Origin of the sequence: Stenotrophomonas sp. SMYL8 (assembly GCF_036320065.1) — a bacterium.
Lineage (GTDB): Bacteria > Pseudomonadota > Gammaproteobacteria > Xanthomonadales > Xanthomonadaceae > Stenotrophomonas > Stenotrophomonas maltophilia_A.
In genome coordinates this window covers 99,261-124,818 of sequence record NZ_JAWIRR010000009.1, presented here as the reverse complement: position 1 = coordinate 124,818, position 25,558 = coordinate 99,261, and the positions used below count along the sequence as shown (strand labels likewise).

At 60.9% G+C, this 25,558-nt stretch carries 22 protein-coding genes; 8 read left to right on the top strand and 14 right to left on the bottom strand.

Translation table 11 applies throughout. The features are described from left to right. Nucleotides 1–153 precede the first annotated feature (153 nt). Genes V3B25_RS10010 through V3B25_RS10000 form a run of 3 tightly spaced genes read left to right on the top strand, consistent with a single transcriptional unit; the run spans nucleotide 154 to nucleotide 1,916 of the window. Nucleotides 154–1,017: a hypothetical protein gene (locus V3B25_RS10010; RefSeq protein WP_329810613.1), complete on the top strand. Its 864-nt coding sequence runs from the start codon at nucleotides 154–156 to the stop codon at nucleotides 1,015–1,017. Continuing rightward, on the top strand, nucleotides 1,014–1,376 hold the full coding sequence (locus tag V3B25_RS10005; protein WP_329810612.1) for a hypothetical protein: 363 nt from the start codon (nucleotides 1,014–1,016) through the stop codon (nucleotides 1,374–1,376). Before V3B25_RS10010 ends, V3B25_RS10005 begins: the two co-directional genes overlap by 4 nt. 45 nt (nucleotides 1,377–1,421) lie before the next feature. After that, nucleotides 1,422–1,916, top strand: a complete 495-nt coding sequence (locus V3B25_RS10000) for an ABC transporter permease (protein WP_258014819.1) — start codon at nucleotides 1,422–1,424, stop codon at nucleotides 1,914–1,916. Nucleotides 1,917–2,397: 481 nt separating this feature from the next. Here V3B25_RS10000 and hxsA read toward each other — a convergent pair whose 3' ends face one another. From hxsA to V3B25_RS09975, 5 genes are all read right to left on the bottom strand, one after another. Then, nucleotides 2,398–3,069, bottom strand: coding sequence for a His-Xaa-Ser repeat protein HxsA (gene hxsA / locus V3B25_RS09995; RefSeq protein ID WP_329810611.1), 672 nt, complete (start codon nucleotides 3,067–3,069; stop codon nucleotides 2,398–2,400). A gap of 2 nt (nucleotides 3,070–3,071) precedes the next feature. Further along, the gene (hxsC, locus tag V3B25_RS09990) at nucleotides 3,072–4,241 is read right to left on the bottom strand and encodes a His-Xaa-Ser system radical SAM maturase HxsC (RefSeq protein WP_329810610.1); all 1,170 of its coding nucleotides are present in this window, start codon (nucleotides 4,239–4,241) and stop codon (nucleotides 3,072–3,074) included. Continuing rightward, nucleotides 4,228–5,724, bottom strand: coding sequence for a His-Xaa-Ser system radical SAM maturase HxsB (gene hxsB, locus V3B25_RS09985; protein ID WP_329810609.1), 1,497 nt, complete (start codon nucleotides 5,722–5,724; stop codon nucleotides 4,228–4,230). The genes hxsC and hxsB overlap by 14 nt, the downstream gene beginning before the upstream one ends. Continuing rightward, complete coding sequence (locus V3B25_RS09980; RefSeq protein ID WP_329810608.1) at nucleotides 5,711–6,016, bottom strand: hypothetical protein; 306 nt, start codon at nucleotides 6,014–6,016, stop codon at nucleotides 5,711–5,713. The genes hxsB and V3B25_RS09980 overlap by 14 nt, the downstream gene beginning before the upstream one ends. Before the next feature lie 123 nt (nucleotides 6,017–6,139). After that, entirely contained in the window at nucleotides 6,140–6,508 is a 369-nt protein-coding gene (locus V3B25_RS09975; RefSeq protein WP_329810607.1) for an H-NS histone family protein, read from the bottom strand. 71 nt (nucleotides 6,509–6,579) lie between these two features. Between V3B25_RS09975 and V3B25_RS09970 the strand changes: the two genes are divergently transcribed. Further along, the gene (locus tag V3B25_RS09970) at nucleotides 6,580–7,542 is read left to right on the top strand and encodes a hypothetical protein (RefSeq protein WP_329810606.1); all 963 of its coding nucleotides are present in this window, start codon (nucleotides 6,580–6,582) and stop codon (nucleotides 7,540–7,542) included. A 45-nt stretch (nucleotides 7,543–7,587) separates the two neighbouring features. On the opposite strand, the gene V3B25_RS09965 is transcribed toward V3B25_RS09970, so the two are convergent. The 5 genes from V3B25_RS09965 to traD all read right to left on the bottom strand — a co-directional run bounded on the left by V3B25_RS09965 (nucleotide 7,588) and on the right by traD (nucleotide 13,261). Continuing rightward, complete coding sequence (locus V3B25_RS09965; protein ID WP_329810605.1) at nucleotides 7,588–8,121, bottom strand: hypothetical protein; 534 nt, start codon at nucleotides 8,119–8,121, stop codon at nucleotides 7,588–7,590. Between the two features lie 559 nt (nucleotides 8,122–8,680). Further along, nucleotides 8,681–10,081, bottom strand: coding sequence for a site-specific integrase (locus V3B25_RS09960; protein ID WP_329810604.1), 1,401 nt, complete (start codon nucleotides 10,079–10,081; stop codon nucleotides 8,681–8,683). Nucleotides 10,082–10,395: 314 nt separating this feature from the next. Next, the gene (locus V3B25_RS09955; protein WP_329810603.1) at nucleotides 10,396–11,091 is read right to left on the bottom strand and encodes a hypothetical protein; all 696 of its coding nucleotides are present in this window, start codon (nucleotides 11,089–11,091) and stop codon (nucleotides 10,396–10,398) included. A gap of 54 nt (nucleotides 11,092–11,145) precedes the next feature. Further along, on the bottom strand, nucleotides 11,146–12,669 hold the full coding sequence (locus tag V3B25_RS09950) for a hypothetical protein (protein WP_329810602.1): 1,524 nt from the start codon (nucleotides 12,667–12,669) through the stop codon (nucleotides 11,146–11,148). A gap of 286 nt (nucleotides 12,670–12,955) precedes the next feature. Continuing rightward, complete coding sequence (gene traD, locus V3B25_RS09945; protein ID WP_109337097.1) at nucleotides 12,956–13,261, bottom strand: conjugal transfer protein TraD; 306 nt, start codon at nucleotides 13,259–13,261, stop codon at nucleotides 12,956–12,958. 261 nt (nucleotides 13,262–13,522) lie between these two features. Here traD and mobQ point away from each other — a divergent pair, with 261 nt between their 5' ends. Further along, nucleotides 13,523–15,103, top strand: coding sequence for a MobQ family relaxase (mobQ, locus tag V3B25_RS09940; RefSeq protein WP_329810601.1), 1,581 nt, complete (start codon nucleotides 13,523–13,525; stop codon nucleotides 15,101–15,103). Between the two features lie 716 nt (nucleotides 15,104–15,819). Here the strand turns inward: mobQ and V3B25_RS09935 are convergent. The 3 genes from V3B25_RS09935 to V3B25_RS09925 are packed head-to-tail and all read right to left on the bottom strand — an operon-like array spanning nucleotide 15,820 to nucleotide 19,656. After that, a complete protein-coding gene (locus V3B25_RS09935; RefSeq protein WP_329810600.1) occupies nucleotides 15,820–16,305 on the bottom strand; it encodes a hypothetical protein in 486 nt (161 codons plus the stop codon). Nucleotides 16,306–16,342: 37 nt separating this feature from the next. Beyond that, nucleotides 16,343–17,791, bottom strand: a complete 1,449-nt coding sequence (locus V3B25_RS09930; RefSeq protein WP_329810599.1) for a nuclease PIN — start codon at nucleotides 17,789–17,791, stop codon at nucleotides 16,343–16,345. Continuing rightward, nucleotides 17,791–19,656 carry an SIR2 family protein gene (locus tag V3B25_RS09925; protein WP_329810598.1) on the bottom strand — a complete coding sequence of 622 codons (1,866 nt, stop codon included), beginning with the start codon at nucleotides 19,654–19,656 and terminating at the stop codon, nucleotides 17,791–17,793. Before V3B25_RS09925 ends, V3B25_RS09930 begins: the two co-directional genes overlap by 1 nt. 579 nt (nucleotides 19,657–20,235) lie before the next feature. On the opposite strand from V3B25_RS09925, the gene V3B25_RS09920 reads away from it, so the two are divergent. After that, entirely contained in the window at nucleotides 20,236–21,513 is a 1,278-nt protein-coding gene (locus tag V3B25_RS09920; RefSeq protein WP_032127545.1) for an O-antigen ligase family protein, read from the top strand. Continuing rightward, nucleotides 21,513–22,505: a glycosyltransferase gene (locus V3B25_RS09915; protein ID WP_329810597.1), complete on the top strand. Its 993-nt coding sequence runs from the start codon at nucleotides 21,513–21,515 to the stop codon at nucleotides 22,503–22,505. Before V3B25_RS09920 ends, V3B25_RS09915 begins: the two co-directional genes overlap by 1 nt. A gap of 31 nt (nucleotides 22,506–22,536) precedes the next feature. Here V3B25_RS09915 and V3B25_RS09910 read toward each other — a convergent pair whose 3' ends face one another. Further along, nucleotides 22,537–22,929 (bottom strand): barstar family protein, encoded by a 393-nt coding sequence (locus V3B25_RS09910; protein ID WP_201118468.1) that lies wholly within the window; start codon nucleotides 22,927–22,929, stop codon nucleotides 22,537–22,539. Nucleotides 22,930–23,209: 280 nt separating this feature from the next. Between V3B25_RS09910 and V3B25_RS09905 the strand changes: the two genes are divergently transcribed. Then, nucleotides 23,210–25,432 carry a methyl-accepting chemotaxis protein gene (locus tag V3B25_RS09905; RefSeq protein WP_121503890.1) on the top strand — a complete coding sequence of 741 codons (2,223 nt, stop codon included), beginning with the start codon at nucleotides 23,210–23,212 and terminating at the stop codon, nucleotides 25,430–25,432. Nucleotides 25,433–25,558: the final 126 nt, after the last annotated feature.

Here is a 25,558-nt window from a genome sequence, read left to right as displayed (position 1 = left end):
CGCCACGATCGCTCGCGGAGTTGTCGGCGTAGTCACAGGCTGAACGGATGCAGTGCAGGCATGCACCGATGATGACCCAAGGCCTACGTCACGGGTAGACTCTACGTGCCGCGTAAGTTCGTGGCAAGTCCATCCAACGGAACGAGGGGCTGTATGAAGAACGGTGCAGTTCTGGCCGGCGCGCTCGCGCTGGTCGTGTCGACGGGCGCCAGCGCCCAATCCATGACCCCATCGGGCCTGCTTCGGCAGATTGAAGGGGCCCTCTCAGGAAAGTCCGGGTCACAGGCCAAGGTGCCCCACCCCCTGTACGCCGAGCCGGCCGGCATCTACTGGGACCTGGACGAGGACACCCTTGAGGGTGCTCAGCACCTGCGCGAAGGGCTCTCCTCCACCGGGGCGCAAGGGATCGATATGTGCGACATGGGCTTGTTGGCAATGGCCCATTCCGCCTACCAGTTGAGGCCTGACAAACGGCAGTGGTGCTTGCGGCAGGCGTGGGTAGCTGCAAAGAGGACGACGGGTAGCAATGAGGCAGAGCCGCCTTCGGCGGTGATCGAGCAGCGCTTCGGGCCTGCTTTCGACGCCCGGCTGGAACGGTTCAAGAGCGTTCGCCGGTATGCCGTTCGCCCGAACTTCAAGGCGCTGGGTGGGGTCAGCTACAACGCAGATCGGGGCGCCATGGAAGTGTTCGTGCCGATGCCGCAGATCTCGGTTGCTGGCTTGAGTGTCACGGGAAAGAACTTCGTCCCTTGGATCCGCAAGACGCCGACGGGAGTGTCCAGCCCGCCGAACGCGGGGCGCTACCGGTTGCTGATCCGGATGGACCCCGCCGAAGCGGCCAACCTCGCGCGGCAAGGCCGCTCGTTCCAGGACGACCGCGTGGTCTTCTCGGTCAATCGGGTTTGGATCGATGGCACGGAGCCCAAGATGGACGTGACCGTCGAGAAGGTGAGCCTGGGCTATCGGAACGAAACGGTCGAAGTGGACGTCACCAAGAACCAAGGAGAAGGTCCATGACACGTGGAACGGTGGTCGCCGCGGTAGCAGCCGTTGCCTTGATCGCTTGCGGTAAGGCGGAACAGGGACCGTCGGTGGAGCAGGTTGCAAAGGGGTACGAGCAGTATTTGAACGCGAACCTGGTGGCCGAGCTGGGGCAGCGGGTGGAAGTGCGTGGCTGGGATGGCCTGAACGTCGATTGCAATCAGAGCGGGCCCGAGCGAACGACGTGCGTCACGGGCGGCACCCTCGATGTGATTGGTTTCCAGGGTGGGCGCCAGCTGAAAGAGGCTCCTGCGCCCGTGCCGGCCCGTGCAGACCTGGTGTTCGAAAAGCGGGCAGGGCAGTGGGTGCTCACCGACGCACAAAGGAAGCCCTGATCGGTGCTCGTAACCCGCGCTCGTTTTCGCTCATCTGGAGGTTCCATGAATGCCCATGCCCGCTCTCACTCGACCGCATCCCATATGCAGTGGGGCCTGCTCGCACCCGCAACGGTCCTCCTGGGCGGTGCTGGCCTGCTCGCCTTCGCAGGCGGCGCAGAAATTTCTGTAGAGCTGGGGCTTGCCTGGCAGGCTGTGGCGGCGTTCTCGGCTGGTGTTGGCGTGCTGGCGCTCCTCCTGCTGCTTTACATGCTGAACTGGCGAGCGGCGCGCGTTCGGGCAGCCAAGGCGGCCAATCCCTTTCTGGAGCCGAGGCGCGGGGGCTTTTGGAAGGGAGCATTGATGGGCACGCTGGTCGTGGTGGCCGTGCAGATCGGAAGCATCGGGGTGGGAATCTTCTACCCTGGCCTGATCGAGTCGGAACGCAACTTCTTCGTGTCTGTCCCGCCGCTGGCGTTGACCGCCCTCTACACCGTCTTCCCGATTGCGCCACTGGTGGGTGGGTTGATCGGGCGCGTGTGGCGCGCCACCAGCCTGTAGGGCGGGCCGGGGGCTTCTGACAGACGTCAAAGGGGGCAAATGCCCCCTTTCAACGGTTCGCGAAAGACGCCGGCGACAATGGCCGCCTACGTCCCTCGATGCTCGATCAAAGCCGTCCGATAGTTCTCGCAAGCGTCCCTCAAGCCTGATTGGGCCGCTGCGATCAACGCATCGGTGCTCATGACGGAAGCTTCGTTCCGTTCGACGATCAAAATCGGAAGGGCATCGATGGCCTGTTGCCAGTCGTGCTCCGAGCCTCTGTGCTGCTTGTTGTTGCAATTGTGGTCCATCGTCTCTGCTCCCCTTAAAGATGGAAGCATCTAACCATGTGCGCAAAGCTGCGCAAGGTGCACATAGGAGCGGATCTACAGATGTGTCGAGCCGTTCGCGATTCGGTCCTTAAATGCCACGGGTGTCTCACTCTTCTGGAGGCCGGTCGCTTTTTGGCCTCCCGGAGCCGCGGGATCGAGGGTGTTGAGGGCTAGATCCGCACGCCAAGCGCGTCCAGGGTGGGAGTCGTCATCGTTCCGGTGGCCCGGATGCCGTGGGCCAATTGGAACATCCGCAGCGCCGATTGGGTCTCAGGAGTGAGGACCCCGTCGATGGCACCTGGATCGTAGCCCTTGGAATAGAGCGCTGCCTGGACGCGCATGATGAGTAGCTTCAGCGCATCGGCGTCCCGTCCCTCCGTGACCGGCTTGTCGTAGGTGCCGGGCTCCAAGGTCAAGTTGTTCGTGGATCTCGAGTTTGCTCGGGTGGCTGGATCCAGATTCTGGGTTGGGTAGCTATTCAAATGGCTGCCGACACTGCCGCTTGTGCCTGTGGTTCGTGGAGCTGCTGGGGCCACCGGTGCCGCTGGCGCGGTGTAGCGGGTGGGCGGTGGGGTATAGGTCGCCGGTGGCGGGGTGTAGGAGCGATATGAGCTTCCCGATCCGGACGAATGGGAACGATGGGAGCTGTGTGATCGATGGGAGCTGTGGCTGCGGTGCCCTGCATACAGGTTGTGCCGGCCTGCATTCAACGAGGTGCTCAGGACGGTCGCGTACTTCCCGTCCATCTCGGAGAGCCTGGAAAGGTCGGACTGGCCCTTGGGGGGCTCCGTGCCCAAGGTTCCCAAGGTAGCGGCGCCGACGATCATCAGTGCGTTGGACATGATCAGGTTTCCAGGATGGGAGAGATGGACCGGCTGGTCCAAGCTCGTGTGACCCACGAGAAGAAGCCGCCGCACCGTTGCCGAACCGAGCAGCCGTCACAGGCAGGTAGGTAGTCGTTCTTCCAAGGCGAAATGCTCTGCACGGCGTAGGGCCAAAGCGATCGGTCCAACGCGCACAGAGGAAGGTTGTAGAGCGAGACCGGAATTCCGCCCTCGGCCAGCAGCCCGACCGCGTCGGACAAGACCTCACCGTAGTCCGCCGGATCGGCCCAAAGCTCACGCTGATGCGCTTTGGCGAACCCGATGGGCTCGATGCCCATCAGTGCGACGTGTTCGACGAAGGGCAGGTTTCGCCAGATGTAGCGGGCCAGCTGTGCTAGGCGCTCGACCGTGGGCTTAACCAACACGACTCGGATCTCCACCCGCTGCTGGGCGGCTTCCAATGCGTAAAGCCCACGAAGGGTCTGAGCGAACGCCCCCTCGCTTTGCACCACATAGTCGTGCAGAGCATAGCGGTCCCCGTAGAGCGGAATGCCCCAGCTCAGGTTGGGATGGAGGCCCGCAAATTTCGCGTGCAGGCCGGGCTCACGCAGTCGGCCGTTGGACAGGATGTGCAGGTGGGTATTGGGCAGCACGTGCGCGCATTTTGCCACTACGTCGACCAACCCGTCGCCCAGCAGGGTCGGTTCCCCGCCGCTGATCGCCAGCGAAGGTTCCTCGGGATCGATGAGGTCGATCAGGTCCAGGAGGTGCCTCACCCGCCAATCGTCTTGAACGTCTCGGGGCGGCTGAGAGCACATCAGGCAGTAGCTGTTGCAGCGCTCGGTGGCGAACAACACATTGCCGGTGTCTCCGCGCCGATATCGGATCGCCACCTTCTTCTGCAGGGGATTGAGCTCCACCACGTCCCCTGGTTTGCAAACACCTGGCGGACCTTCCAGGCGAACGAGGGGAGTCTCACCGGCAGAGCGCAACCCGCCTGAAGGCAAGACTGCACCCCACGGCAGGCTTAGCAGGTCATTGCTGAAGTGGTCCTCCGAGACGTCCCGCAGGTCCAGGGCCAAGCGCTCCAAAGGTAGTGCTGATTGGGCAAACTCTGCCAGCGACACGACCTTGAGCAGGCTGGCCTTCGCCGACGGTGCCAGTTCGGCTCGGGTTTCAAGCGGCAGCATGGACGGCGTCCTCTACCGATGGCTTCGGGTTGGCCCAAGAGCGCATCAACGCTTGGATGTTCCGGTCAGCCTTCTCGTAGCGCTCCAGCAGCAAATCAAAGAGCCCCATGTTCCGCCGGCAGAAGTCGCTGCTGGGCCGATGGCCGATGGGATCCCCTTGGCGGGCGTGGTGCTCGATCGGATCGGCGCCGCACATCGGCACAAACGCGCAGTCGGAGCACGTGGGTAGGGCCTCGGCGACGCCGGCGTCCAGCAAGCGGGCCATGGCGGGCGAGGACAGCCATTGGCTGACCGGTTGGCTGACGTGGCCCAAGGCAAAGGTATCGTCCCCCATGGCGGCCAACATGCGTGCCTCATCCGACGGATAGACCCGCCCATCGTGGTCATAAATGACGGCGCCCAATCCGGCTCCGGAGGGCGATCGGAGATCGACATAGCCGTGCCCGAAGGACGTGAAGAGCTGGGAGAGAAGGAGAGACGCGTAGGACTCTTCCATGGCGTAGCCGGCCAGGTTCACCGACAGCAAGTGGTCGAATGCGCGTCGGTAGAAGGCCAGGAAGTCCTCCGTGGGGTAGCCGGTGCGGCGGGCCGTCTTGGTGGCGAACCCGTAGGGGCTTAATGGTCGCAAGGAGATGCTGTGGAAACCCAGCTTCCGATATTCGTCGATGATGGCCTCAGGAACCTCGAGGCTCTGGCGGGTCAGCGTCGTCAGCGCCGAAACGCCATCGTCTCCCAGCCAACGGCGTCCGCGTTCAATCCCCTCCACAGTCCGCCGGTAGCTGTCGCGGCCGGGTCGGGGGCGGTTGGCGTTGTGAAGCCATTCGGGACCGTCCAGCGACGTAGACAACTTGAAGCGATGTTCGGCCAGAAACGCCAGCTGGTCGTCGGTGAGGTCATGCAGGGTGGATGCCAGCACAAAGCGCATGGTGCGTCGGGCGCTCCGATTGCGCTCGACGATCCGCCGGGTGATGGCCTTCACTTGCCCAAAATTGAGCAGGGGCTCACCCCCTTGGAACTCGATCGTCAGTTCTTGGCTCGGCCATTCGAACAACCGTTCCACCGCCTGTTCGGCGTGCGCACTTTCCATGTCGAACGCAGTGGCGCTCGTCTCCTGCCTTGACACTTGGCAGTAGTTGCAGGTGTGGTGGCAGCGCAGGGACACCACGAAGATGTGGAGAGCAGGTCCACCCATCAGGTAGGACTTTCGGCTGCGGATTTGACTAAGCAGGGGCGCCAGGCTGCTTCGGTCGGCCCCCGCAACGGCAAGGTGCCGGGCTTCCAAGTCCCCAAAGAGGGCAGACTCGGTCGGAAGCTGGTGGTTCACCAGGCGCTCGACGTCCTCCATCTTCATCAAGAGCCAGTCGCCGGCCATCGACGAGACGAAAGCCCGATCGTGATCCCACGGGAGTCGCCGGAACCGCAGAGGCAAAAGTTGGTAGTCCGATGGGGCGGCAAAAGCCTCAGCGGACCTAAACCTCGACATGGGAGACCATCGGCTGAGCTTGGTTTAGCGCAGCGCGAAGCAGCTCCTGCTGCAGCCCGCTCGTCTCCGCTCGGACGGCCGCCCGCAGGCGTTCGTCCAGTAAGTCTCGGGAAAACCGGGCCCAGAGGTCCTCTGGCAACTTAGAGCCGTCCAGAGACCAAAAGCCAACGATGAGGTTGGCGCCTTGGCTACGAACCTCGACACCAAGCTCGCCGGTATAACGATGCGCGGCCCGAGCCGCGACGTCGTCTGAATACAGTGCGCGATCAATAGTGAATTGCGAGCGTTCCATTGCTCATCCCCCCTGGATGAGTGAACTTTGCTCCTGAGCAGCCCATGTTGCAAGTCGCCAGAAGTCGAAATTCTCCTCTGACTCGAGCCTGCCTTGAGTGCGTTCGGAGCCCGACGCTGTCGACTATTTGATCAGGAATTCACTGGGCTCTTTGCCCTTCTGTACCAGTGCAGCCAGCCACCTTGGTTGGCGGCCACGGCCGGACCACGTTTCGCTGGGGTTGGCCGGATTGCGGTACTTAGGGGCGACCTTGCCGCCGGCGGACTTCGCGGGTTTGCGGCCGGTGCGCTTCTTGGAGGTCTCGGAAGAGGCCGTTGAAACCGCTCCGTAAAGCTCATCTATCGTGTAACCATGGTCTTTGACGTATTGGTTGATCTTGGCTCGCATGGCGGCAGCCTTGGGCCGGGTCAGCACCTTGGTTTGTTGCTTTTCTGCCTGAGCGATCAGGGCCTTGAGTTCTTTGGCCGACAGGCCGCTGACATCGATGGTCATCTGTTTGATCCAAGCGTCGAGGGTTTCAGTGTAATTCCAAATGGAATCCGATGCGAAGCCACGCGGTGACCATGAGTGATGCTCAGCGCGTATCATCTGGTAGCACACTCACCTCGGTAAATGTCATGAGTAGCGGAGATTTCGACGACGCGAGCATCCTCGGTTTGAAGACGAAGCGCGCTTGGACAGATAAGGGAGAGTCGTTCTCACCAAGGGACATCGATGATTCCGAGAAGCGCCGCCAGATGCGGCTGAGCTGCGGGCTATGGGACGACGATCTTAATGACCTCATCATCGTTCCAGAGGGCCAGAGCAACGGCACTCGCAAGCCAGCTAGGGCTCACTTCAAACTAAAGTCCGGGGAACCCAGGACGCCAATCCACCGCGACAGCGCCGACCCGACCCACAATGATGCAGTGAACGAACTTCAGAGTCGTCTAGCGGCCGACGGCACTTCACTGCAGATCATGTCCAAGGGGCGGGATGCCAATAGGAAGCACATTCGCACGCAACTCTGGGCTCAGCATTCCTTGAGCAAATATACGTGGCACAAAGAGCCAGGCACGCGGCTACTGATGGAATGTGGCGACTTTATTCAGCCGGACATCGTGGGCGTCGACACCACGCGGATGAATAGGACCGCTCGCAATCCGATGGTCATCATTGAAGTCGTCCATCACCACTGGCCTGAGAGGGCGACGTTCTTGCATCTGAAGACATTATCTAAAATGAACTGCATCGTCGTCTTCTATTTTGTCAAGAAAGGGCTTAGTGAGAACAGTTTTGCGAACGCACTGAAGCTGGATGGGGTGAAAAATACGCTAACCGCCGCCACCTTTCTAATTGGAGGAGATTTTATGCACGAAGGAGAGGTGGTGCAAGATTCGATCAACTCAGACGATGATTACATTAAGTTCAACGAATTAGCAGGGGCGGCAGCTGAAAAGTCGTTCAATGAACAGGCGGCGAAAGACAAAGCCAACGCTAAAGCCAAAGCAATGGCTGAGGCCCAAGCCAACGGCAACGTCAAGTGATCTGCGGTCTCGCCCCGTTCGTGCTGGCGTGGCGGCCGTTCCTCTTCAAAATGAAGGCTCGAGATCGCCTAGCTCAAACAGCAGATCGGCCGCCCGACGGGCTGTATTGAAATGATTGCTAACTTCAATCTCCTCAGTTTCGCTCCAGCTTTCACTCATCCTGCCCGGGAGCAAATCAGATGCTGTGCACCGGTAAACCTCGGTCGTCAGTAGGACGAAGGAAGCGCCTACCCTCTCGAGTGCCATGCGAGTGAAATACTCGTATTCGCCAGCAACGTTTGCCTCGACCCATTTCCAGTCGACCTCAATCCCCGCTTCGTCATGAATTCTCGCCTCTAAAGTCACTCCGGCTTGCCAGAACACATCGTGAGCCGGTGAGGAATCGGTTGGCTGCGCGATGTAACGTTTCGACCATGAGGCTAGGTCCATCAACTGGGAGGGACTCAAATGGTCGTCGATCTCAGCGAGCGCCCGCTCTCGATCCGCTCGGTGAACCGAGAGGCCGGCCTTGGCTCCCAACACGAGTGCGGGCACCAAGTCAGGGGACAGATCGATGAACTCACATGTGGGGTTTTGCATAGGACACGCGTTAATTAACGACACGGTTTATGCCACGCATTTGCGCACTGTCAACCGGAGGGACGTTTGCCTTGATGAGGGCGTGAGCTTGAGCGCGAGGCGTCGCACAATGCGGAGCAAGGAGGGCTAGTGTGGAAGCGCCGCTCCGGTAGCTAGGCCTGTGGCCGGGCGCCACTCCCTGCCGGCCCGAATTGACCGACAAGGCAGCTGGCCTAGCCCATCTTTATGACCTCCCTTCTACCCATTTCCGAACGCTCCACAGGCGTCTCGTTCCCACCGGTGTCTTGGTTTCAATCGCGTGCCTTTTTGGCGAGAGGCGGGACGGCGCTTGCCGCGCAATCCCGGAGCGTCTTAGTGCCGCCGGCACCGATCTGATGAACGTTCATTGCTCTTCCAAATGCCAGCATCGCTGACACATCTCGGTGAGCGGGCCCCCGGTGGTTGTGGGGGTGCTCGTATCGCTGGGTGACAGCGAAGGTCAGGTGCTGCGTCGATGACCCTTCGGGTCCTTCACTTCCTGCTTCCCCGCGTTGGAGGAGCTTGGGCACCCGTTGCGGCCTTATGGATGGAACTTGCTCGGGTCCTGCAACTGTTCCGCAAACTGACCGCGCTCGTAGCGCGGCAGTTCCACGTTGGGCTGGTACAACTCCAGGGCGCTGATCTGCTTGCTCCGGGTCACCTGCGGTTTCTTGTGGAGGTAGTGCTTGCGCAACACCTGGACCCGATCCCGTGGATCGGTGCTGTGGCCGGTGACCAGCGCAATCTCCTTCTCTGGAACGTCGTTGACATCCAATTCGGTTGCTAGGGTGTGGCGGAAGGCATGGAAGCCTATTCCTTTGGCGAACCCAAGGCTCTTCAGGTAGCGGCCGAAATCCACCACGAATTGCTGGCTGTAGCGCGCGTTGGTCTCCCCGGTCTTCCGGTTTACGCCGGCAGACAGGAGGGGGAACAAGCGCGGGTGGCCAGTGGCCTTCATGTCTTCGACGAACTCGAGGAAGCCGGCGTCCAATAGGGGCTTGGCGATGGGGACGATGCGCATGCACCCGGCTCCCTTCATGCTTTGCCGACTCCGGCGCTGGCGCTTCGGATCCGCGGCGAGGTCTTCATCGATGGTCTTTTGGAAGGCGATGCACCAGATGCCGCGCTCCTGGAGGATGTCGGCCAGCTTCAGCTGGCACACTTCGTTGACGCGAGCGCCCGTGTAGAGGCCAATCATCGGTGCCCACCAGTGCTGCGGCTTTCTCGCCCAAGGGATGAAGGCTGCCGGGTCGAAGATGGCCTGCAGGTCTCCGTCCTCGAACAGGCGGATGGCCTTGTCGGGATCGATGGCATGATCTTCTTTTGGTTTGCGGAAGGCCTTCATGGGCGAGGACGCGATGGCTTGCCCATTGACCAGGTGGTTGAAGAAAGCGACAAGGAAGCGCCGATGGCGCTCTTCGGTGGCCGGAGCCAAGGGCGGCACGTCCTGCTCCTTCCCCAAAGTGATCGCGTCATCGAAGCTGAGGCGTTTTAGCAAGGGATCCGACAACAGGTTTTTCGGAGCCCAGCGCAGCAGCTGCCACAATGCTTGGATGTGCTTGTAATCCACGCGGCAGGCCGAAATGTTGCCGCAGGTCAGGAGGAGGAGTTTCAGGGTCCGCTCGGTGGCGAGCACGGTCTTGGGATCCAGCTGCCGACGGCGCATGTCCGCGAGATGATCATCGATCTCTTTGGCCAAGGGACGCGCCGGTGTCCCCATGGGCAGTTGCTGGGGATACCGGGTTCCGTTCTTCAGCGCGCTCTTGCGGCCGATTTCGTCCAGCGCTGTCAGGATGCATTCCTGAAGATTGATTGCAGCTTCGCGACCTTGAATCGTAGCTCGTTCAATCCGGAAACGACCAATGTGGATGCCCTCCAGATGAAGGGTGCCAAAGGGCGCGGCGATGTAATCGGTGAGTGCTGCGGAGGGTAGAGCGGTCATTGGTTCACTTCCATCTGGGGGATGGAAGTACGGATAAAACAGGCCGCAAATTCGTCAACCGGGTTGATACAAAATTTTTCGCCCCGCTCAACACCCGTAGACGTCGCTCCGGCTGCGAGGGTGCTCGCACGAACCCGCTAAATCAGTTATCTCCGTGAAGTCCATTAAAACAAGGGATTTCCAGTGATTTTCAAGTAATCAATAGCAGTCAATTGCGTACTGTTTGCACAATATTGACTAACAAGTAAGGGGCTTGGATTGCTGATTATATATGAACGCAAGTTAAATGAGTGGTGGTATTGTTAGACCAACAGTTATTCGCTTTGGTCGGAACTTGCATTGCCATCCTGTAGGTTCTTCTTCTTCACTTCCTCGATCGCCCTCCTATCTCTGTCTCTCTCGCCTTGCCGATCGTCGCTTGAGAAGCTGTCCACCTTCAATCTGACCGATCCGCGCAAAACTGGGCTAAGTCGCTCGTCGATGTGCTTGAGCGAACTTGCGAGCTGGATCAGCGGATCGTTGCCGAGGCGGCTAACGCCTGAGTGGTCGTTCATGCTCAACGTGTAGATGTTGGATTGAATTTCACTCGCATTCGCTGCTTTGCGCCACGTGATCTTAACCTGATAGACATTCCCCTTGAGGTGCGCGAACTCGCAGAGATAGCTCGACAAGCCCTGCCCGGGCTTCAGGACACTGAGGCGCTGGAAAGGAATTGCGTTACCCGAGCGCGCCTTTCCGTTTGTAAGTGGAGGGTCGAAGTGGACCGCGATGTCGTAGGCAGTGGCGTTGCCAGTGTTGTCCACGTTGAGATCAAAGTAATTGAGAGACCAACGGTTGGGCACAAGGGTCGCTACCACATGGGGCTGAGCGGACGCCTCTGCCATGCGCTTGGTTTCAACGGCTAGGACACGGGTAACCCTGAAGAGAAAGTAGGTGGCGACAGCAGTGAGAACAGTGGCCAGCGCTCCGGTCCCCGCTACCAATAAACTAATCACCTGATCGGTATTCATACTGTCCTCTTGCTCATGCGCGTAAGGGCGAGGTTATGGGGCTGCCGGCGGCGTCTAGCTAGCGGGCCTCACGGTAGCGAGAACTCCCAACATCGAGTTCGCTGCCTGTCGTTTTTCCACCTCTTCTCCAACCTTCTCCCTCCCATAACCCCAAACGGCGCCGGCAATGGCCGCTGCTGGGACGGCGGCAGCGATAAGAGGGGCCAGGCTGGGAAGTAGGGTAGCCGTTGCTGCAGCGCTCGCTCCTATGAGACCCCCAGCCACGGCTGCTGCCTTCTTCGGCGCATATTTGCGCTCGATCTCCGTTAGAACCTTCTTCTGTCTTTGAACCAGGGAGCTCAAACCGTGGCTGACTTCTCTAACCATTGCGTCGGTCTCAATGGGACCGGCCGTCGCCAGCTGACTGGTGTATTTATTAAGCTCCTCTCGGAACCAGCGGTGCTCATTGTTGACCAGTAGGTTGGCAAGCGTTGCAACCGGGATGTTGGCCAGCCATGAGAGGCTATCGTCCTGAATTGACCTGAGTGTCTGAAAAGCCTGTTCAGAAAGAATGTCCTTTGACCGGAGTTCCATTGCACTGGCTAAGGAAATCTTTTCGAAGTAGTGCCAATGAACCGGTTGGGACAGCAAGGGCTGAGCTCCCATCTCACTGGCATTTTCCAGGAGGTGATATTGGGGGCGCAGTCGCTCCAAAACTCCGTAGGTGAGCAATACGCCCGTGGGCAGCCGCTTCAGTTCTTCCAGGTAGTCAGTTGCTCTGACGCCTTCAAGCTCCTGAAGGTATCGACTGGCGGCTTCGGTAGGCGGCAGAATAATGTTGGGCCAAGCCCCGGGCGCAACAAAGAGACCGGAGGGCATCAATGCTGCGAGGAACGAGTCTTCATAGTGCAGGGCATAGTCGAACACACCCTCGATGGAAGAGACTTCTCCGTTGCACAAGGGGCCGAGTAGCCTTACGGCCAGCTGTTCGATACCAAGTTTGGTGTGCGCATCCCGTTCCTCAAGCTGTTCTTCGAAGCTCGGGAAAACGAAGACGGGGGGCACGGGCAACTCAGCGTCGACCAAGGGGCGCAGACGAAGGACATAGAAAAGCTGGATGGCGAGCTGTAGATGGACGGCGTTAAGGCTCAGGTTTGATCCTACGAAGGGATAGATGGGATCGGGGATGAGCTGAGTGTCGGCGTAAAGACCCGTGATCCGGACGGCGTTCAGAGCGGATGGTCCGAACGTCCTCTGGCCCCCGGTCACTAGCCTCATTCCACCCAGGGTCTTAGCATATCGGAAAGTGTCTACCGCATGCCTCTGATAAAAATCTTCAAGCTCTTCAATGGCGCGATTGACAGAAGAGCTAAATAGACTTGGTTGATCTTGGACGCGCGACAGGACGAGTGACTTTATCTCTCTCTCGTCATCGATGAGGCCGTGCGCGCGACCCGTGATGCCGCTGAAGAGATTGCTGAATAGCTGGAAAAGCTCAGCCTGTGACTCTGAAGCAGGCTTTGGGCTAGCGGCGGGGCTATCGTCCGGTGCAGGCTGCCGGGCCATTTCGGTGGCAGCAGCGAACGACTTCGCCATCATGACTGTCTCTCTAGACAAGCCTGTCGGGTCCACTAAACCCAGGGCCGTCAACGGCGCCGACGTAAGCTCATCCGCAATGCGTTGGAGGTGTGGAGGAAGATGCATTCGTCCCTCCAATATCGCCTGGCGAGCCAGTAGGAGCCCATGAGCAGTTGACGAGTCCGTTTCATCCGCGCGATTCATGAAGGTTTCCAGGTCGATTGTCGGTGCTTGATGGAGAATGCCTAGCATAAGCATGCCAGTCGACCAAAGTGATCCACAAGACAGGACGGTGGAATGCCTGGCGCTACTTTTGCGACCCGCCGAGACGCTCAATGCCCCGAGATCGGACGGCAGCGCGTAGCGCTTGGTTTTCCCTATTCGTAATGTGATCTAACAATGCCCCAAGCAGCTCGGCATCGTCGAGTTCGTTGGCGCCAGCCAGGAAGATCAAATCGGCTACCCGTTTGCGTCGCTTTGCTTCCTCTTTCCTCGCCGTTTCCCTAGCTTTTGATTGAAGGCGCTGGTTGGCTAGGAGCTCTCTCGCTTGCAGCTGAGCCAATCGTTCTGTGGCTCGGTGGATTTGGTCTCGGTAGTGACTTGTTGCGGCCATATGCTTCTCCAAGAATGGTCCTTGAGTCAAACATGCAAACGGGCATCGTCAAGCTCTGAGTGGTCGCGAACATTCACTGGGCGTGGGAGTGTCGAAATGTTGAAGCTCACGACATTAAAGAAAAAAGCAAGAGCGCACCTAGGCGTTCCTGCGGAACGCGTGCGCAAAGGGCTTCGCCCCTTGAACCCCAATCGCTTTCAGCGCTTGCGAAAATCCAAAGCCACGGCATAAACAAAGCCACATCCACTGCTTTGGAGCTGCATGGCCATCTACCACGCCAACGTCAAAACCTTCAGCCGAGCCAAGGGGCACTCGTCCGTCGCGGCAGCCGCCTACCGTGCCGGACTTCTTCTCGAAGACACGCGCACCGGGCAGCGCCACGACTACCGTCGGCGAGACGGCGTGGTTGAATCACGCTGCATCATTCCCGATGACGCACCAGGTTGGGCCTTGGTGCCTGCCGCACTTTGGACCGAGGCCGAAGCTGCAGAGCGCCGAAAGGATTCCACCATCGCACGGGAGTTCGAGTTTGCGCTGCCCCACGAGTTGGACGATGACCAGCGATCGTCTCTTGCCCTCGCAGTGGCGCGGGCATTGGTGGACCGCTACGGCTTTGCTGCACAAGCCAGCATCCACAGTCCGGGCAGCAAAGGAGGCATGAATTGGCATGTCCACATCCTGGCAACCACCCGCCGGCTTGGCCCTGACGGCTTCCAGGACAAAACCCGAGAGCTCGACGGGGGCCCTGCGGGTCGGGCCGAGGTCGAGTGGATCCGGGAGTTGGTGGCCGCCACGACGAATGCGCATCTGGAAGCTGCGAATCTGGACGTTCGCGTGGATCACCGCAGTCTGAAGGCCCAGGCCGACGAGGCGCTCGCGCGCGGGGATCTCGTGGCTGCCGCAGTCCTGTCACGCGCCCCCACGCGTCACCTGGGAAAAAACGCGTCAGCCATCGAGCGCCGAGGGGAGTACTCAGAGCTAGGGGAGAGGAACAGGTCCATTCAGGAGGCGAACCAACACGGCTTCGATGAAGTGCTAGCCCGGTTTGAACAGGAAAGCCGGGCCGCGGCGCCTGAGGGGCACAGTGAAGCGCAGGCCCACCGCGAGGCAAAGCGCTCGACCATCGATCAGACGCTTGCCTTCTCCGATGGGCAGATCGTTGTATCGCACGGGTTGGGCAAAGCCATCGGCGAGAGGCGCTCCGACGGCAGCACCGAGGGCGCTCCCAGGGAGGCCCCCTCGGTGGAGACCATCCGGATTGAGGTGGTCCGTCAAGGCGACGCGCTCAGGGATGAATTGGCTGCCCATGCGCTCCATTCCACGCTGAAAGCGGTCAGTGCACTGGCGAGCGGAGAAGTCGTTCCCGAAGAGTGCAAGGAGCATCGTTCGGCGCTCAACGCACTGCTGCTGGGCTTGAAGCGGTTTGCAGCAGCATTGGTCCGTTTCCCCAAGCGTCTTAAAGCTGTGCGCCGTGCGATCCGATTGCGGCACATGGCTGAACAGGCGTGGGACGACTTTGTGGCCAACCACCCGGAACCCGGGGTGTCTTGGACGGCTCGTGAGTGGGCCAGGCGTCGCGGCCGCCGGTTGGCAGCTCTGGAGCAGCGGTCTGCTGAGTTGGCTGCAGCCCAAGCTGCCACAAGCCCGGAGCAAGAGGCGATCTTGGCCGAGGACCTACGCTTGCGGAAAGAGTGCTTGGAGGCTGCGAGCGTGGCTGTCTTGGAACGTTGCTCTGTTCGAGCCGAGCCAACCCGGGAGGAGCAGTCGGATCTCCAAGAGTGGCCCGTCGCGTCGGACGCGTCCCGGCCATCCGCCATTCCACGGCACCCCAGATTGCACTAAACGCAACGAGCCCCGCCTAGCGGGGCTCTTCTCGTTTCAGGTGGCATCTTTCAGTGAATAGCAGGGCCCGAGTCTCGCGATGTTGAGGGTGACGTGCTCTTCTTGGCGCGGCTACGCCGCCACTCATCTGTAGGGATGAAGGTGCGGTCCACCACGGCTTCACGTGTGCGCGTCTGTGGCACCGGCGTTGGGGGTGTGAACTTGCCACGCCGTGGCTGGTCCTCCTCCCACTGTCGGATCAGTTCAGCAGACACCTCCAAGGCATGCCTCACGTCTTCGACGCGGTCGCCGAGTTGACGAGAGGGTCCTTGGAACATGAGCCCGATGAGCAGTTGGCTGGCGACTTGGAATTGCGGGTGAGAGAACATGGTTGAGCTCCTTTGAGCCGAGGTGGTGCGCTCATCAAAACACCATCGCCTCACTTGGCAACCCGGGATTTTGGGCCTTCTTTCACAGAAGCCGAAGTTGGTCGTGCTGGAAAACCATCAGCTTTGGCCGTGCTGAAAACGCGCATAGGCATTCCGATCGCACATTGGCAGGGCTCATCGATGACTGGCTCGCACAGGCCAGGCGGTGACCTGAAGACCAGACTCGGAAGCTCAGCAGGCTACCCGGCCTTGAGAAGCTTGATGTCCGCAATGCGCTGAAGCTGTTGAAGATGGTCTGGCGACTCGCTGGACCACCGACGCGTTAGAGCCTCGTCTCCTGGCTGGTGTTCAGCCAGCGAGGCCGCCCGCAATACCACCGGCGATCGCAACGAAAATCGGATGTTCGAGTAGCTTGGCCAAGCGCGACTTGGCGTCTACTTTCTGATCTTCTGTCGCATTAGAGGCATCTATAGCCCGATGCAGCGCATGGACCGCACCGACAACGTTCTGGGTGTTGTGGTCGCCAATCTGGATAGAGTGCGACCCTTGAATGTTGATGGTATTCGCTTGCTGCTGTTTTATAGGTGGATTTCCAATCTTCAGTTGGAAGTGAGCGCCAATGCCGCCGATGCCGACATCATAGAAAGGGGCGCTCTGGATGTATGAGCGCTCAGTTTTCCCGCCTGGCAGTGATCGGGTCACGTAGTCGCCAGAGTCCACGTCTGCGGTCGGGTCATTCAAGATGACGGTGGTTCCCGCAAAGGTGGCTTGGTATGGGCCTTTCACCTCCCCAGACTGTTTTTCGATGAAGGCTTCCTGCTTCTTGCCGATCATGACGTTGAGCTCCTTTTTCTATCGTTGCGATTTCGGATCACATGAAAAGTCGGTAGGGATAACTATTACCAGGAAGATCTTGGACGTTGGAGATGGTCCTGGCGAGCTTCTGGGAGTAGCGGATGCTGACGGGCACTGGGTCGTAGAGTGCGTCGTTGTTCCAGTCCATTTTGGTCAGCGCCAACGTTTCGTGGGCGATCGTTTCCAGTGGTCCGCTGCCCGCGTGACGGGTCAGTAGAAGTGGACGTGGGATGCTCTTCCCGCCTTGGTAGTAGTCTGATTTGCTTGAAACGTCTGAAACATTGCCTGCAGCCCAAAGAAGAGCGGACGTGCCCGACCGGGGGACGAAGGTGCCGCGGGGGACTGGGTATCTCGCTGGCTGGGTGCGCGCCGTCCCACCAGAGGATTTGACCAGCCATACTCCCCGCCAAGTCGGTCTGGAGCTGATCTCGATGCATTCCACCTCGGGGACGGCCGTCAAGGCGTCGCGAGCACCAAGAACCTCCTCTTCTTTGAACGCATTGCTCTTGTGAATGACCATTCGCCGGGGAAGAGTGCCACCGTTGCGCTGTTGGTAGATCGATAGGCTACGGGCAATAACGGCTCGCATGTCTTCTCGTGACAAGAACGGATTCCTTCGTGCTTCGCGCACGTCCTTGACCGGATCCTTTGCCTCGAACGCCACGAACTGCATGCCGCCCCCGTCCATGTCGAATACCTGCGAGCAGCAGGTGACAAAGTGGGTTTCGTCGTTGATCTTCTTCAGCGCGTATGCCAAACCAATGTAGGCAGTGTCCGCGGGCACTCCGGCCAGAGGGGCGAGCTTCCAAGGAATGCCGCCGGCTTTCACATAGAGCGCGATCGATAGCCTCCAAGCCAGCTGAGCCTTGTTGGAGAAGCTGAAGGTCCGGTCGTTGACCACCTGGGTTGGGATGCCGTGCTTTGCTCCCAATGCCTTGAGGACATCGTGCGCGTCGAACCCGTCCCCGGACGTGTGAGGAAGCCACGCCTCTGGGAGATGGACTAGAACCACGTCAAACTGTTCGTGTCTTGTGCTTAGTTGCGAGAGGGCTGCGTCGAAGGCGGCCACCAGGCGATGCTGAAGCGGGCCAGATCCTGGAAGATCGTTCATGGAGTCGGGCCAGCGGATGTGGTTGGCCTTGTCCGAGGAAGCCAAGTCCACGCCGAATACGCTGGCGAAACCGGGAAAATCTGGGGCGTAACCGCTTCTATCGCTAGCCCCATGTCGCTCTTTCAGCGATGCCATAAGTGCGCCCCGAGTCCAGAACGCACTTGCTGGGCCCACTGTGGCGATGCGAACGGTGGGCGTGAACTGGCTGAATGTCTGGGACGAGAAGGGGCCGTAGTGCACCAGCCCGCGTAAGGGGTGGACGTCTCGACCCCCGGAGTGCTCAGGAGAAAAGGCCAGCTCCGGTTCCGAAAGCAAAGACAGCGGCGGTAGCTGCGAGCGAGAAATATCTACCATCACTGCCTCCGGTCAAAGTATTTGTCGTGATGTCCAGGACGACTGAAGCCGGTGAGCGGTGAAATGCGAAAAGCTGCATCGACTCCCTCTTGATCTTCGATTCCGAACGCGTGAAAGGTGACGCCGCGTGGAGACGTGAGCAAGGTCGCCCACGCGTCGATGAGGTTGGCCCAAGCGCCGTTGTACTTGGTCGCCCAGCGCTCTCGTCTCCAGTCAGCGGTCGGATCTGGCTTGCGCTGCGTCGACCAGCCCAGCGGGTCGCCTTGGGCCGTGTCAGAAGGAGCAAGCCGCTCATCTTGCGGCGCTTCTACGGCAGTGTAGGGGTCAAACCCGCACCACCAGCGTCCCTCAATCTCTTCCAGCCGAACCGAGATGGCTTCGCTGTAGTTGCGACCGAACTTATTCCCCGTGAGCTCGCTTCCATAGGCTGCCTTGAGCTTGGATAGTTGGCTTTCGCGGCGATGTCGCTGCTCGTCTGTTTCGTTGACCCTTGCGCTGGCAACCATAAGCGAGTGCCCGGAACGCTTAAGTCTCGGAATCAACGGTCGTCGCCGAGCCAATGCGCGAAGGAGGGCATCGTAGATGAGGCCTAGCGCCCAGCTGTCTTGGACGGGGTCCAGCGTCCAATGCCCGTTTAGCACTGGTTTCAGACTGTGCAATGAGGCGAGGATTTCTGCATCTTTGCCGAAGGCTGCGAGCTCATTCCCAACCATTGCCACCGCCGACCGGCACTTGGTGGCCTTGAGCATTTCCCGCACCTCAACGATGGAGGATGGGTGGCCCAAGGCTACTCTTCTTGCCGTTTTGGGGAGACTTTCAACCAGCAATGCGGAGAGGCGCAGCACGGGGAACTTCCGTGCTTCCGCCGTGCGCACCGGGATGGGAGCTGCGAGCTGGGTCGGCTGGAACGACAGGACATGATCCAGCAGCGGGCTTGGAAGGCTGATTTGATTGAGCAGATCGCCGGCCAACTCGTCGAACGTCGCGGACTCGATGATGAAGACGCTGACCCCCGCAGACACAGCCTTCTCCAAAAAATCATTCACAGCCGGCAGGAGCTTGGAGCGGGAAGACGCGCACCAGTAGAGGCCGCTGGGGAAGGGGTTCTCGTAGGTCAGGACGGACTCAAGCGCCTCCATCACGGAGGAATCGCGTCCGCTGTAGCCGACGACGACCAGGCCGAACCGCTTGCATGCTTCAACCATAGCCCGGCGCAGGTCATGGTCTTGGGAGGCCAGCTCGCTCGAAGTGTTCTTCAGGGATGTTGAACGGTAGTCACCATGAAGCTTGGCGATGAGGGGCCAGTCAGACTCATCCAGGCAGCGCGTAGCCAGGTGTGCAGAGTCTAGAGTCGCCACCGTAGGCTTGCCTGCGGCTCCTGGGGGCATCAGCGATGCCGCCAGCAGGCTGGATTCTTCAATCAGAGGATCAAAGTTGGTCGTGAAGACGCAGTGGGCCTTTGAGGCGCTTATCAGACCGGCCAGCATGCGGTGCCCAAAACAGGGGGTGCCCTTGCTGATGGCGTCAGCGATGTATTGGCGACGATGGGTCTCTTGCGGATAAATCGCCTGGAACGCGGCCGCATATTCGGTCGGATCGTTAGGAGGCGGAAGGAGTGGGGTGCGAGAGAAGAACTCGTCAATGCGCTGAACCCACAGCGGATCACTTGGATCAACGTTTCGGCGAGGGAACCGGGTCTCTTGGCAATAGAGCCTAGCTTTGAAGTCCAGGATCATGTCGTAGCCGGTCGGGATGCCAGAGGCCGCAGAAGCGCCGGCACCCAGAAGCCACGCATGAAGCTCGGGTCGAAGGGCAAAGGTTGTAGCGAACTTAGATGCAGAAATAACCTGGATGGATTTCGTCATCAGGCAGCTGTTGAGTGGCCAGTTGAATGGGGCAACCCAATCCTACTACCGCTCGTGTCTCATCTCCTCAGACTCGGAGATTGGAATCGATTCCAATCAACAAATGGGTCGCGCTTGCTGCAGGGGAACGTGTTGCGGCGGTGTTGCGTTCTAAACGCTGTTCGGCCACCAATGGGCCAAAGTCATTGCTGCAGAAGGGTTTGCTTGCATATGATTCCGATGAGTCCATCGTGCTTCATCAGCGGGGTGTGTTCCTTGGACGCCTTGGCGTTGCTGGTGTTGTCTTTTGTATCAGTCACTTGGGGCGTTTCGCGTCTTGGCAGGGCGTCGGGGCGTGGCCACGCGCAGGCATGGCCGGAGAGGCCATTAGTGTAGCGACCTGGGGAGGTCGATGATCCGCGGCACCCGTGCTGGGCCCGGGGGCTGTCCCTGTGCCAACGCCTGCGCCCCTGCGCCGGCACTTTGGTTGATTTCCCCAGGGGCCCACGGTAGTGTCAGCCCCGGCGATTTCCGCCAAGCGGCCTCCATGGAAACCGGGGCGACTTATCCCCCGGGCGGGCGTTGATGGAAAGAACAAGCATGACTGCAGCCTGCATGGCCGCCGAACCTCGTTACACCTGGCGTACCGTCCTGCTGAGCATCCTGGTCGCCATCGTTCCGCTTGCCGGCTCCGCACCCTACACCTTGCTGAAGGCGGTGCTGCTGCTGGCCCTGCTGGTCACCGGCGTGGTTCTGATCCGCCGCCAGCCCGATGTCCGCCTGCGCTACCGCATCGCCCGGTTCATCGTGATCGTCTGCTTCCTGCGCCTGGCCTATGCCTTCTACAGCATCCTCTGGCACGGGCTGCGCTGGAACGAGCTGGATCTGCCGGCGCAGACACTGCTCTACCTGGGTACCGCTGCCGTGTTCGCCACTGCGCTGGACTGGCGCCTGATCTGGAAGATCTTCGCCGTGTCCACCCTGGTCTTCGGCGGGTCGTGCATCGTGCAGCACCACGTGATGGGCCTTGAACGCGCGCACGGTTTCAGTGGCGGCGAATGGACGGCGATCGAGTTCACCATGGTGACGCTGTGCATGGCGTTGTTCTCGGTCATCCGGTTGATCCAGCCCAATGTGCATCCGGCCGAACGCTGGCTGCACGGCGTGGCCATCGCCGTTGGCGTCTACGGTTCGATCCTGGCGCAGAGCCGCGGGCCGATCCTGGCGTTCATTCCCGCCATGCTGATGGTGATTGCGGTGCACGTCCGGCGCACCCGGCGCTGGCGGGGGGCACTGGCCTTCGTCGGTGCCCTGGTCATTGGCGTGGTCGGTGCCACCTCGGTGCTGAACCATGAGGTGATCCAGCGCTTCGGTGAGGTCAGTGGCGAGATCTCCGGTTTCAACCAGGAAAACGAGGTCGGCTCGGTCCGCGAGCGCATCGCCATGTGGGGCGTGGCGGTCGACGCCTTCGCCGAGCATCCCGTGGCAGGGGTGGGCCTGAACCAGTTCGGTACCTATGCACGTGAGGGCATCGCCCGCGGCGAGGTGTCCGAGTCGATCTTCCGCTACAACCACCCGCACAACGAGTACCTGGAAGCGGCGGTGACCGGTGGCGTGCCGTTGCTGCTGATCATGCTGCTGGTCTTCATCCTGCCCGGCATTCATTTCGTGCGACGTCTCGGCCACGCCGACGACATCACCGCGATGATCGCCACCGCCGGACTTGCCGTGGTCATCGTCTATGCGCTGTCGGCGTTCACGGACAACGTGTTCTACCGGGCGATGCCGCATTCGTTCTATTTCTACCTGGTGCTGGGCTTCATGCTGGCGACCGCCTTGCCTGCGCGCGACCTGCGCCGGCCAGGGAGTCCCTCCTGATGGCGCATATCCACCTGCTGGCCGCCGACAACCAGCGTGGCCTGTCCCATGACATCCAGGTGATCGAGCGCTCGTTGCAGCAGCTCGGGCACACGGTGACGGTCAGCCGTCTGGACGCGGTGCGCAATGGGGGGGCCTGGAAGCTCCGCGGGATGCGCCTGCGCAGGCTGCTGGCCTCGTGGCTGAGCCTGGGGCGCACGCCGGCCCGGTTCGACATCAACATCTCGCTGGAGCATGTCCGGCCGGCAAGCTTCGGACTGGCCGAGGTCAATCTGTTGATTCCGAATCCGGAATGGGTGTCCGCACGCAGCCTGCGGATCCTGCCGCGGTTCGATGCGTTGTTGACCAAGACCGAAGACGCCACGCGCATCTTCAATGCGCTGGGCATGCGCGCGCTGGAAGTCGGTTTCTGCAGCCGTGACCGCTACGACCCGGCGGTGCCGCGCAGACCGCGCAGCTTCCTGCATGCAGCTGGTACCAGTCGCATGAAGGGGACGGCTGCACTCGTCAATGTCTGGAAGCGGCACCCAGAGTGGCCCTTGCTGACCATCCTGCGCGGCGGCCCTTCGGACGAAGATGAGGGCGGGGCCGCGAACCTGCGGATCGTCCGCGAGCGCCTGCCCGACCAGGAGGTGCAGCGCCTGCAGAACGAACATGCGTTCCACCTGTGCCTGTCGCAGACCGAAGGCTGGGGCCATTACCTGGTGGAAGCGATGAGCTGCGGGGCGGTGGTGATCACCTGCGACGGCGCGCCGATGAATCAGATGATCGACGACAGCCGCGGCATCCTGGTTGCCGCGCACGAGGGCGAGCCCTGCCATCTGTCCAGGACCTGGCATGTGGATGAGAAGGCGCTGGAACAGGCCGTCGAGCGTGCGCTGGCGATGGATGAGGCCGAGTGGAGCCGGCTGGGCGCCAATGCACGCGCATGGCACCTGGCCAGCGAAGTGGCGTTCCCACGCCGGCTGGGCGAGGCCCTGGCCAAGCTTTGAGTTGATGCGGCGGCTGGTTGCTGCAGAGTGCTCAGCCTGGCACCAGGGTGATCTGCGGATGGCTGCCGAAGATCTCCATGACGATCTCGAAGTAGGTCTGTCCCTGGCCAAGTGACAGTGCCGTCAACTGAGCGTGGATGGCCGGACCGCTGAACCTGCCGCCCTGATCGAGTTTCGACTGCAGCCAGGCGCGTGTGGTCTCGCGGCCCAGTGCCTCGCGGCTGTGGGCGATGTCGCGCCACACCACCGTGGCGGTGGCATGACCGGCGAGCGCGCCGTAGCCCCCGTGCAGCAGGTCATCAAGCGCGTCCAGGCTTGCGCCCAGCCGCCAGTCTTCGTCGGCCATGAATACACGATTGATTTCCACGTAGAGGCTGGCGATGTCGTTGATGGACGCGCCTTCGATGTGCAGGATCCGTGTCATCTGCAGACTGTAGCGCTCCTGGGCGACGGTTGTGTCCGGCGCAGATAATCCGGACCGCCCTGGATGGGGTGGCGTTATTATGGTGTTAATCCTGCGTGATTTTCATCGGGCGCTGGCGTGGCAGCGGTATTCGATAAGGATATGGCGCCATTATCGGTCGCCGCATTTTCTGACTGCCTGCACAGTTCCATATATTTGGATCGGTCCATATATAAAGTCCCGTAAAGTTTCCCTCCGCTGCGCCGCCATCGAACGTACGGCCACGATCAAGGGAATTGAGATGCTTGCCTTACGTAATCTCCGTGTGGGATCCCGGCTTGGCGCCGGCTTCGGTCTGCTGCTGCTGTTCATCATGGCCATCGTCGGCCTGGTGCTGTATGGGAATCAGCTGAAATCCGCCCAGTTCGAGAAAGTGGTGGACGTCAACATGGTGAAGATGCGCCTGTTGAATGACATGCTTGATACCAACAACGCGGTGCTGATGCATCGTCGCCTGATGGTGATCAAGCGGGGTGACGAGTTCGACAAGGATTACCAGCGTGCCCAGGAGTTGTCGCGGACCTATGACGGTATCTGGGCCAAGTACATCAAGATTCCGCGTGACGCTACCGGCGATACCCTGGTCGCGCGCATCGAGGCGGCCCGCAAGGCCACCGATGCATCAACCCAGCAATTGCATGAGCGCATGAAGGCGGGGGATTTCGATGGTGCAGCGAAGGAGCTGCTGGCCGAGCACGGATTGGCAACGGCCTGGAATGAATCCATTTCGGCCCTGCTGCGCCACCAGGAAACACTGACCGAACGCAGCCGCGAAGAGTACCGCGCAACCGAATCGTGGACCGGCACCCTGTCGATCGCGTTCGGGGCACTGAGCCTGTTGCTGGGGACGTTGGCGGCCTGGGCGATCACCCGCAGCCTGACCCGCCCGCTGGAAGGAGCGGTGAAGCTGGCCGACGGCATCGCCAGTGGCCGCCTGGACAGCAGCATCGACGCCACCGGCAACGACGAGGTGACCCAGCTGCTGAAGTCGATGCAGCGCATGCAGGCACAGCTGCAGTCGGTGATGGCGGCACAGGGGGAGCTGGCCCGCCAGCACGATGCCGGCAGCCTCAGCTACCGCATGGACGAAAGCGCATTCCCCGGTGACTACGGGCGCATGGTGCATGAGACCAATGCGCTGGTTGGATCGCACGTGCAGGTACAGAACCGGCTGATCGAGGTGATGAAACACTACGCACGCGGCGATCTGTCGGTGGACATGGACCCGCTGCCCGGCGAGAAGGCGGCGATCACCCAGGCGATGGACGAAACCAAGTCCAGCCTGTCGGCGATCAACAGCGAGATCCGCCGGTTGGCGACAGCGGCCGCGGCAGGCGACTTCAGCCTGCGCGGCGACGAAGATCGCTTCGCCTATGATTTCCGCGACATGGTGGCCGGGCTCAACCGCCTGATGCAGACCACCGACGAGAACCTGGTGCAGGTGTCGACCCTGCTGCAGGCCATCTCGCGCGGCGACCTGACCGTGCGCATGCAGGGTGATTTCCATGGCGTGTTCGCGCGCATGCGTGATGATTGCAATGCCACCGTCGACCAGCTCAAGCAGATCGTCGGCCGCATCCAGTCCAGCGCCTCCAGCATCAATCTGGCCGCAGGTGAAATTGCTTCGGGCAACACCGACCTGTCGCGGCGTACCGAACAGCAGGCGGCAAACCTGGAAGAAACGGCAGCATCGATGGAGGAGCTGACCTCCACCGTGAAGCAGAATGCCGAGCATGCACGACAGGCCAACCAATTGGCCATCGGCGCGCATGGTGTTGCCTCCCAGGGCGGTGAAGTGGTGGGCCAGGTGGTCACCACGATGTCGGCCATCGAGGCATCGTCGAAGAAGATCGCCGAGATCATCAGCGTCATCGATGGCATCGCCTTCCAGACCAATATCCTCGCGCTGAACGCGGCAGTCGAAGCTGCGCGCGCCGGCGAGCAGGGCAGGGGCTTTGCAGTGGTGGCCAGCGAAGTGCGTACGCTGGCGCAGCGCTCGGCGGGTGCGGCCAAGGAGATCAAGGGGCTGATCGAGGATTCGGTCGGCAAGGTCGCCGACGGCTCGGCGCTGGTCCGCCAGGCGGGCACCACGATGGGCGAGATCGTGGCCTCGGTGCAGCGCGTGACCGACATCATGGCCGATATCTCTGCTGCCTCCCAGGAGCAGAGCTCGGGCATCGAACAGGTCAACCAGGCGGTGGTGCAGATGGATGAGACCACGCAGCAGAATGCGGCGCTTGTAGAAGAGGCCAGTGCGGCGGCACGCTCGATGGAGGAGCAGGCCAACCTGCTGGCCGAGGCGGTTTCGGTGTTCCGCACGGGGGCGGTGACCGCTGCCGCCGCGGTGCGCCCGGCGCTGGCAGCCGTGGCGGCATCGGTTGCGCCGGTGCGCCGGCCCGCGGTGCTGTCGCCGCGGATCGAGCCGACGCTGGCCGCCAATGCGGGTGGTTGGGAAGAGTTCTAGAAGAGGGCAAGGCCGGCAGGGAGACGGCGCCCATCGCGACGGCTGGTCGCGATGGGCGCGGATTTTCTTCCTGAACGTGCGATGGCCGATGAAGTGGCGGACACGCGCATTTCACTTCCGGTTGCC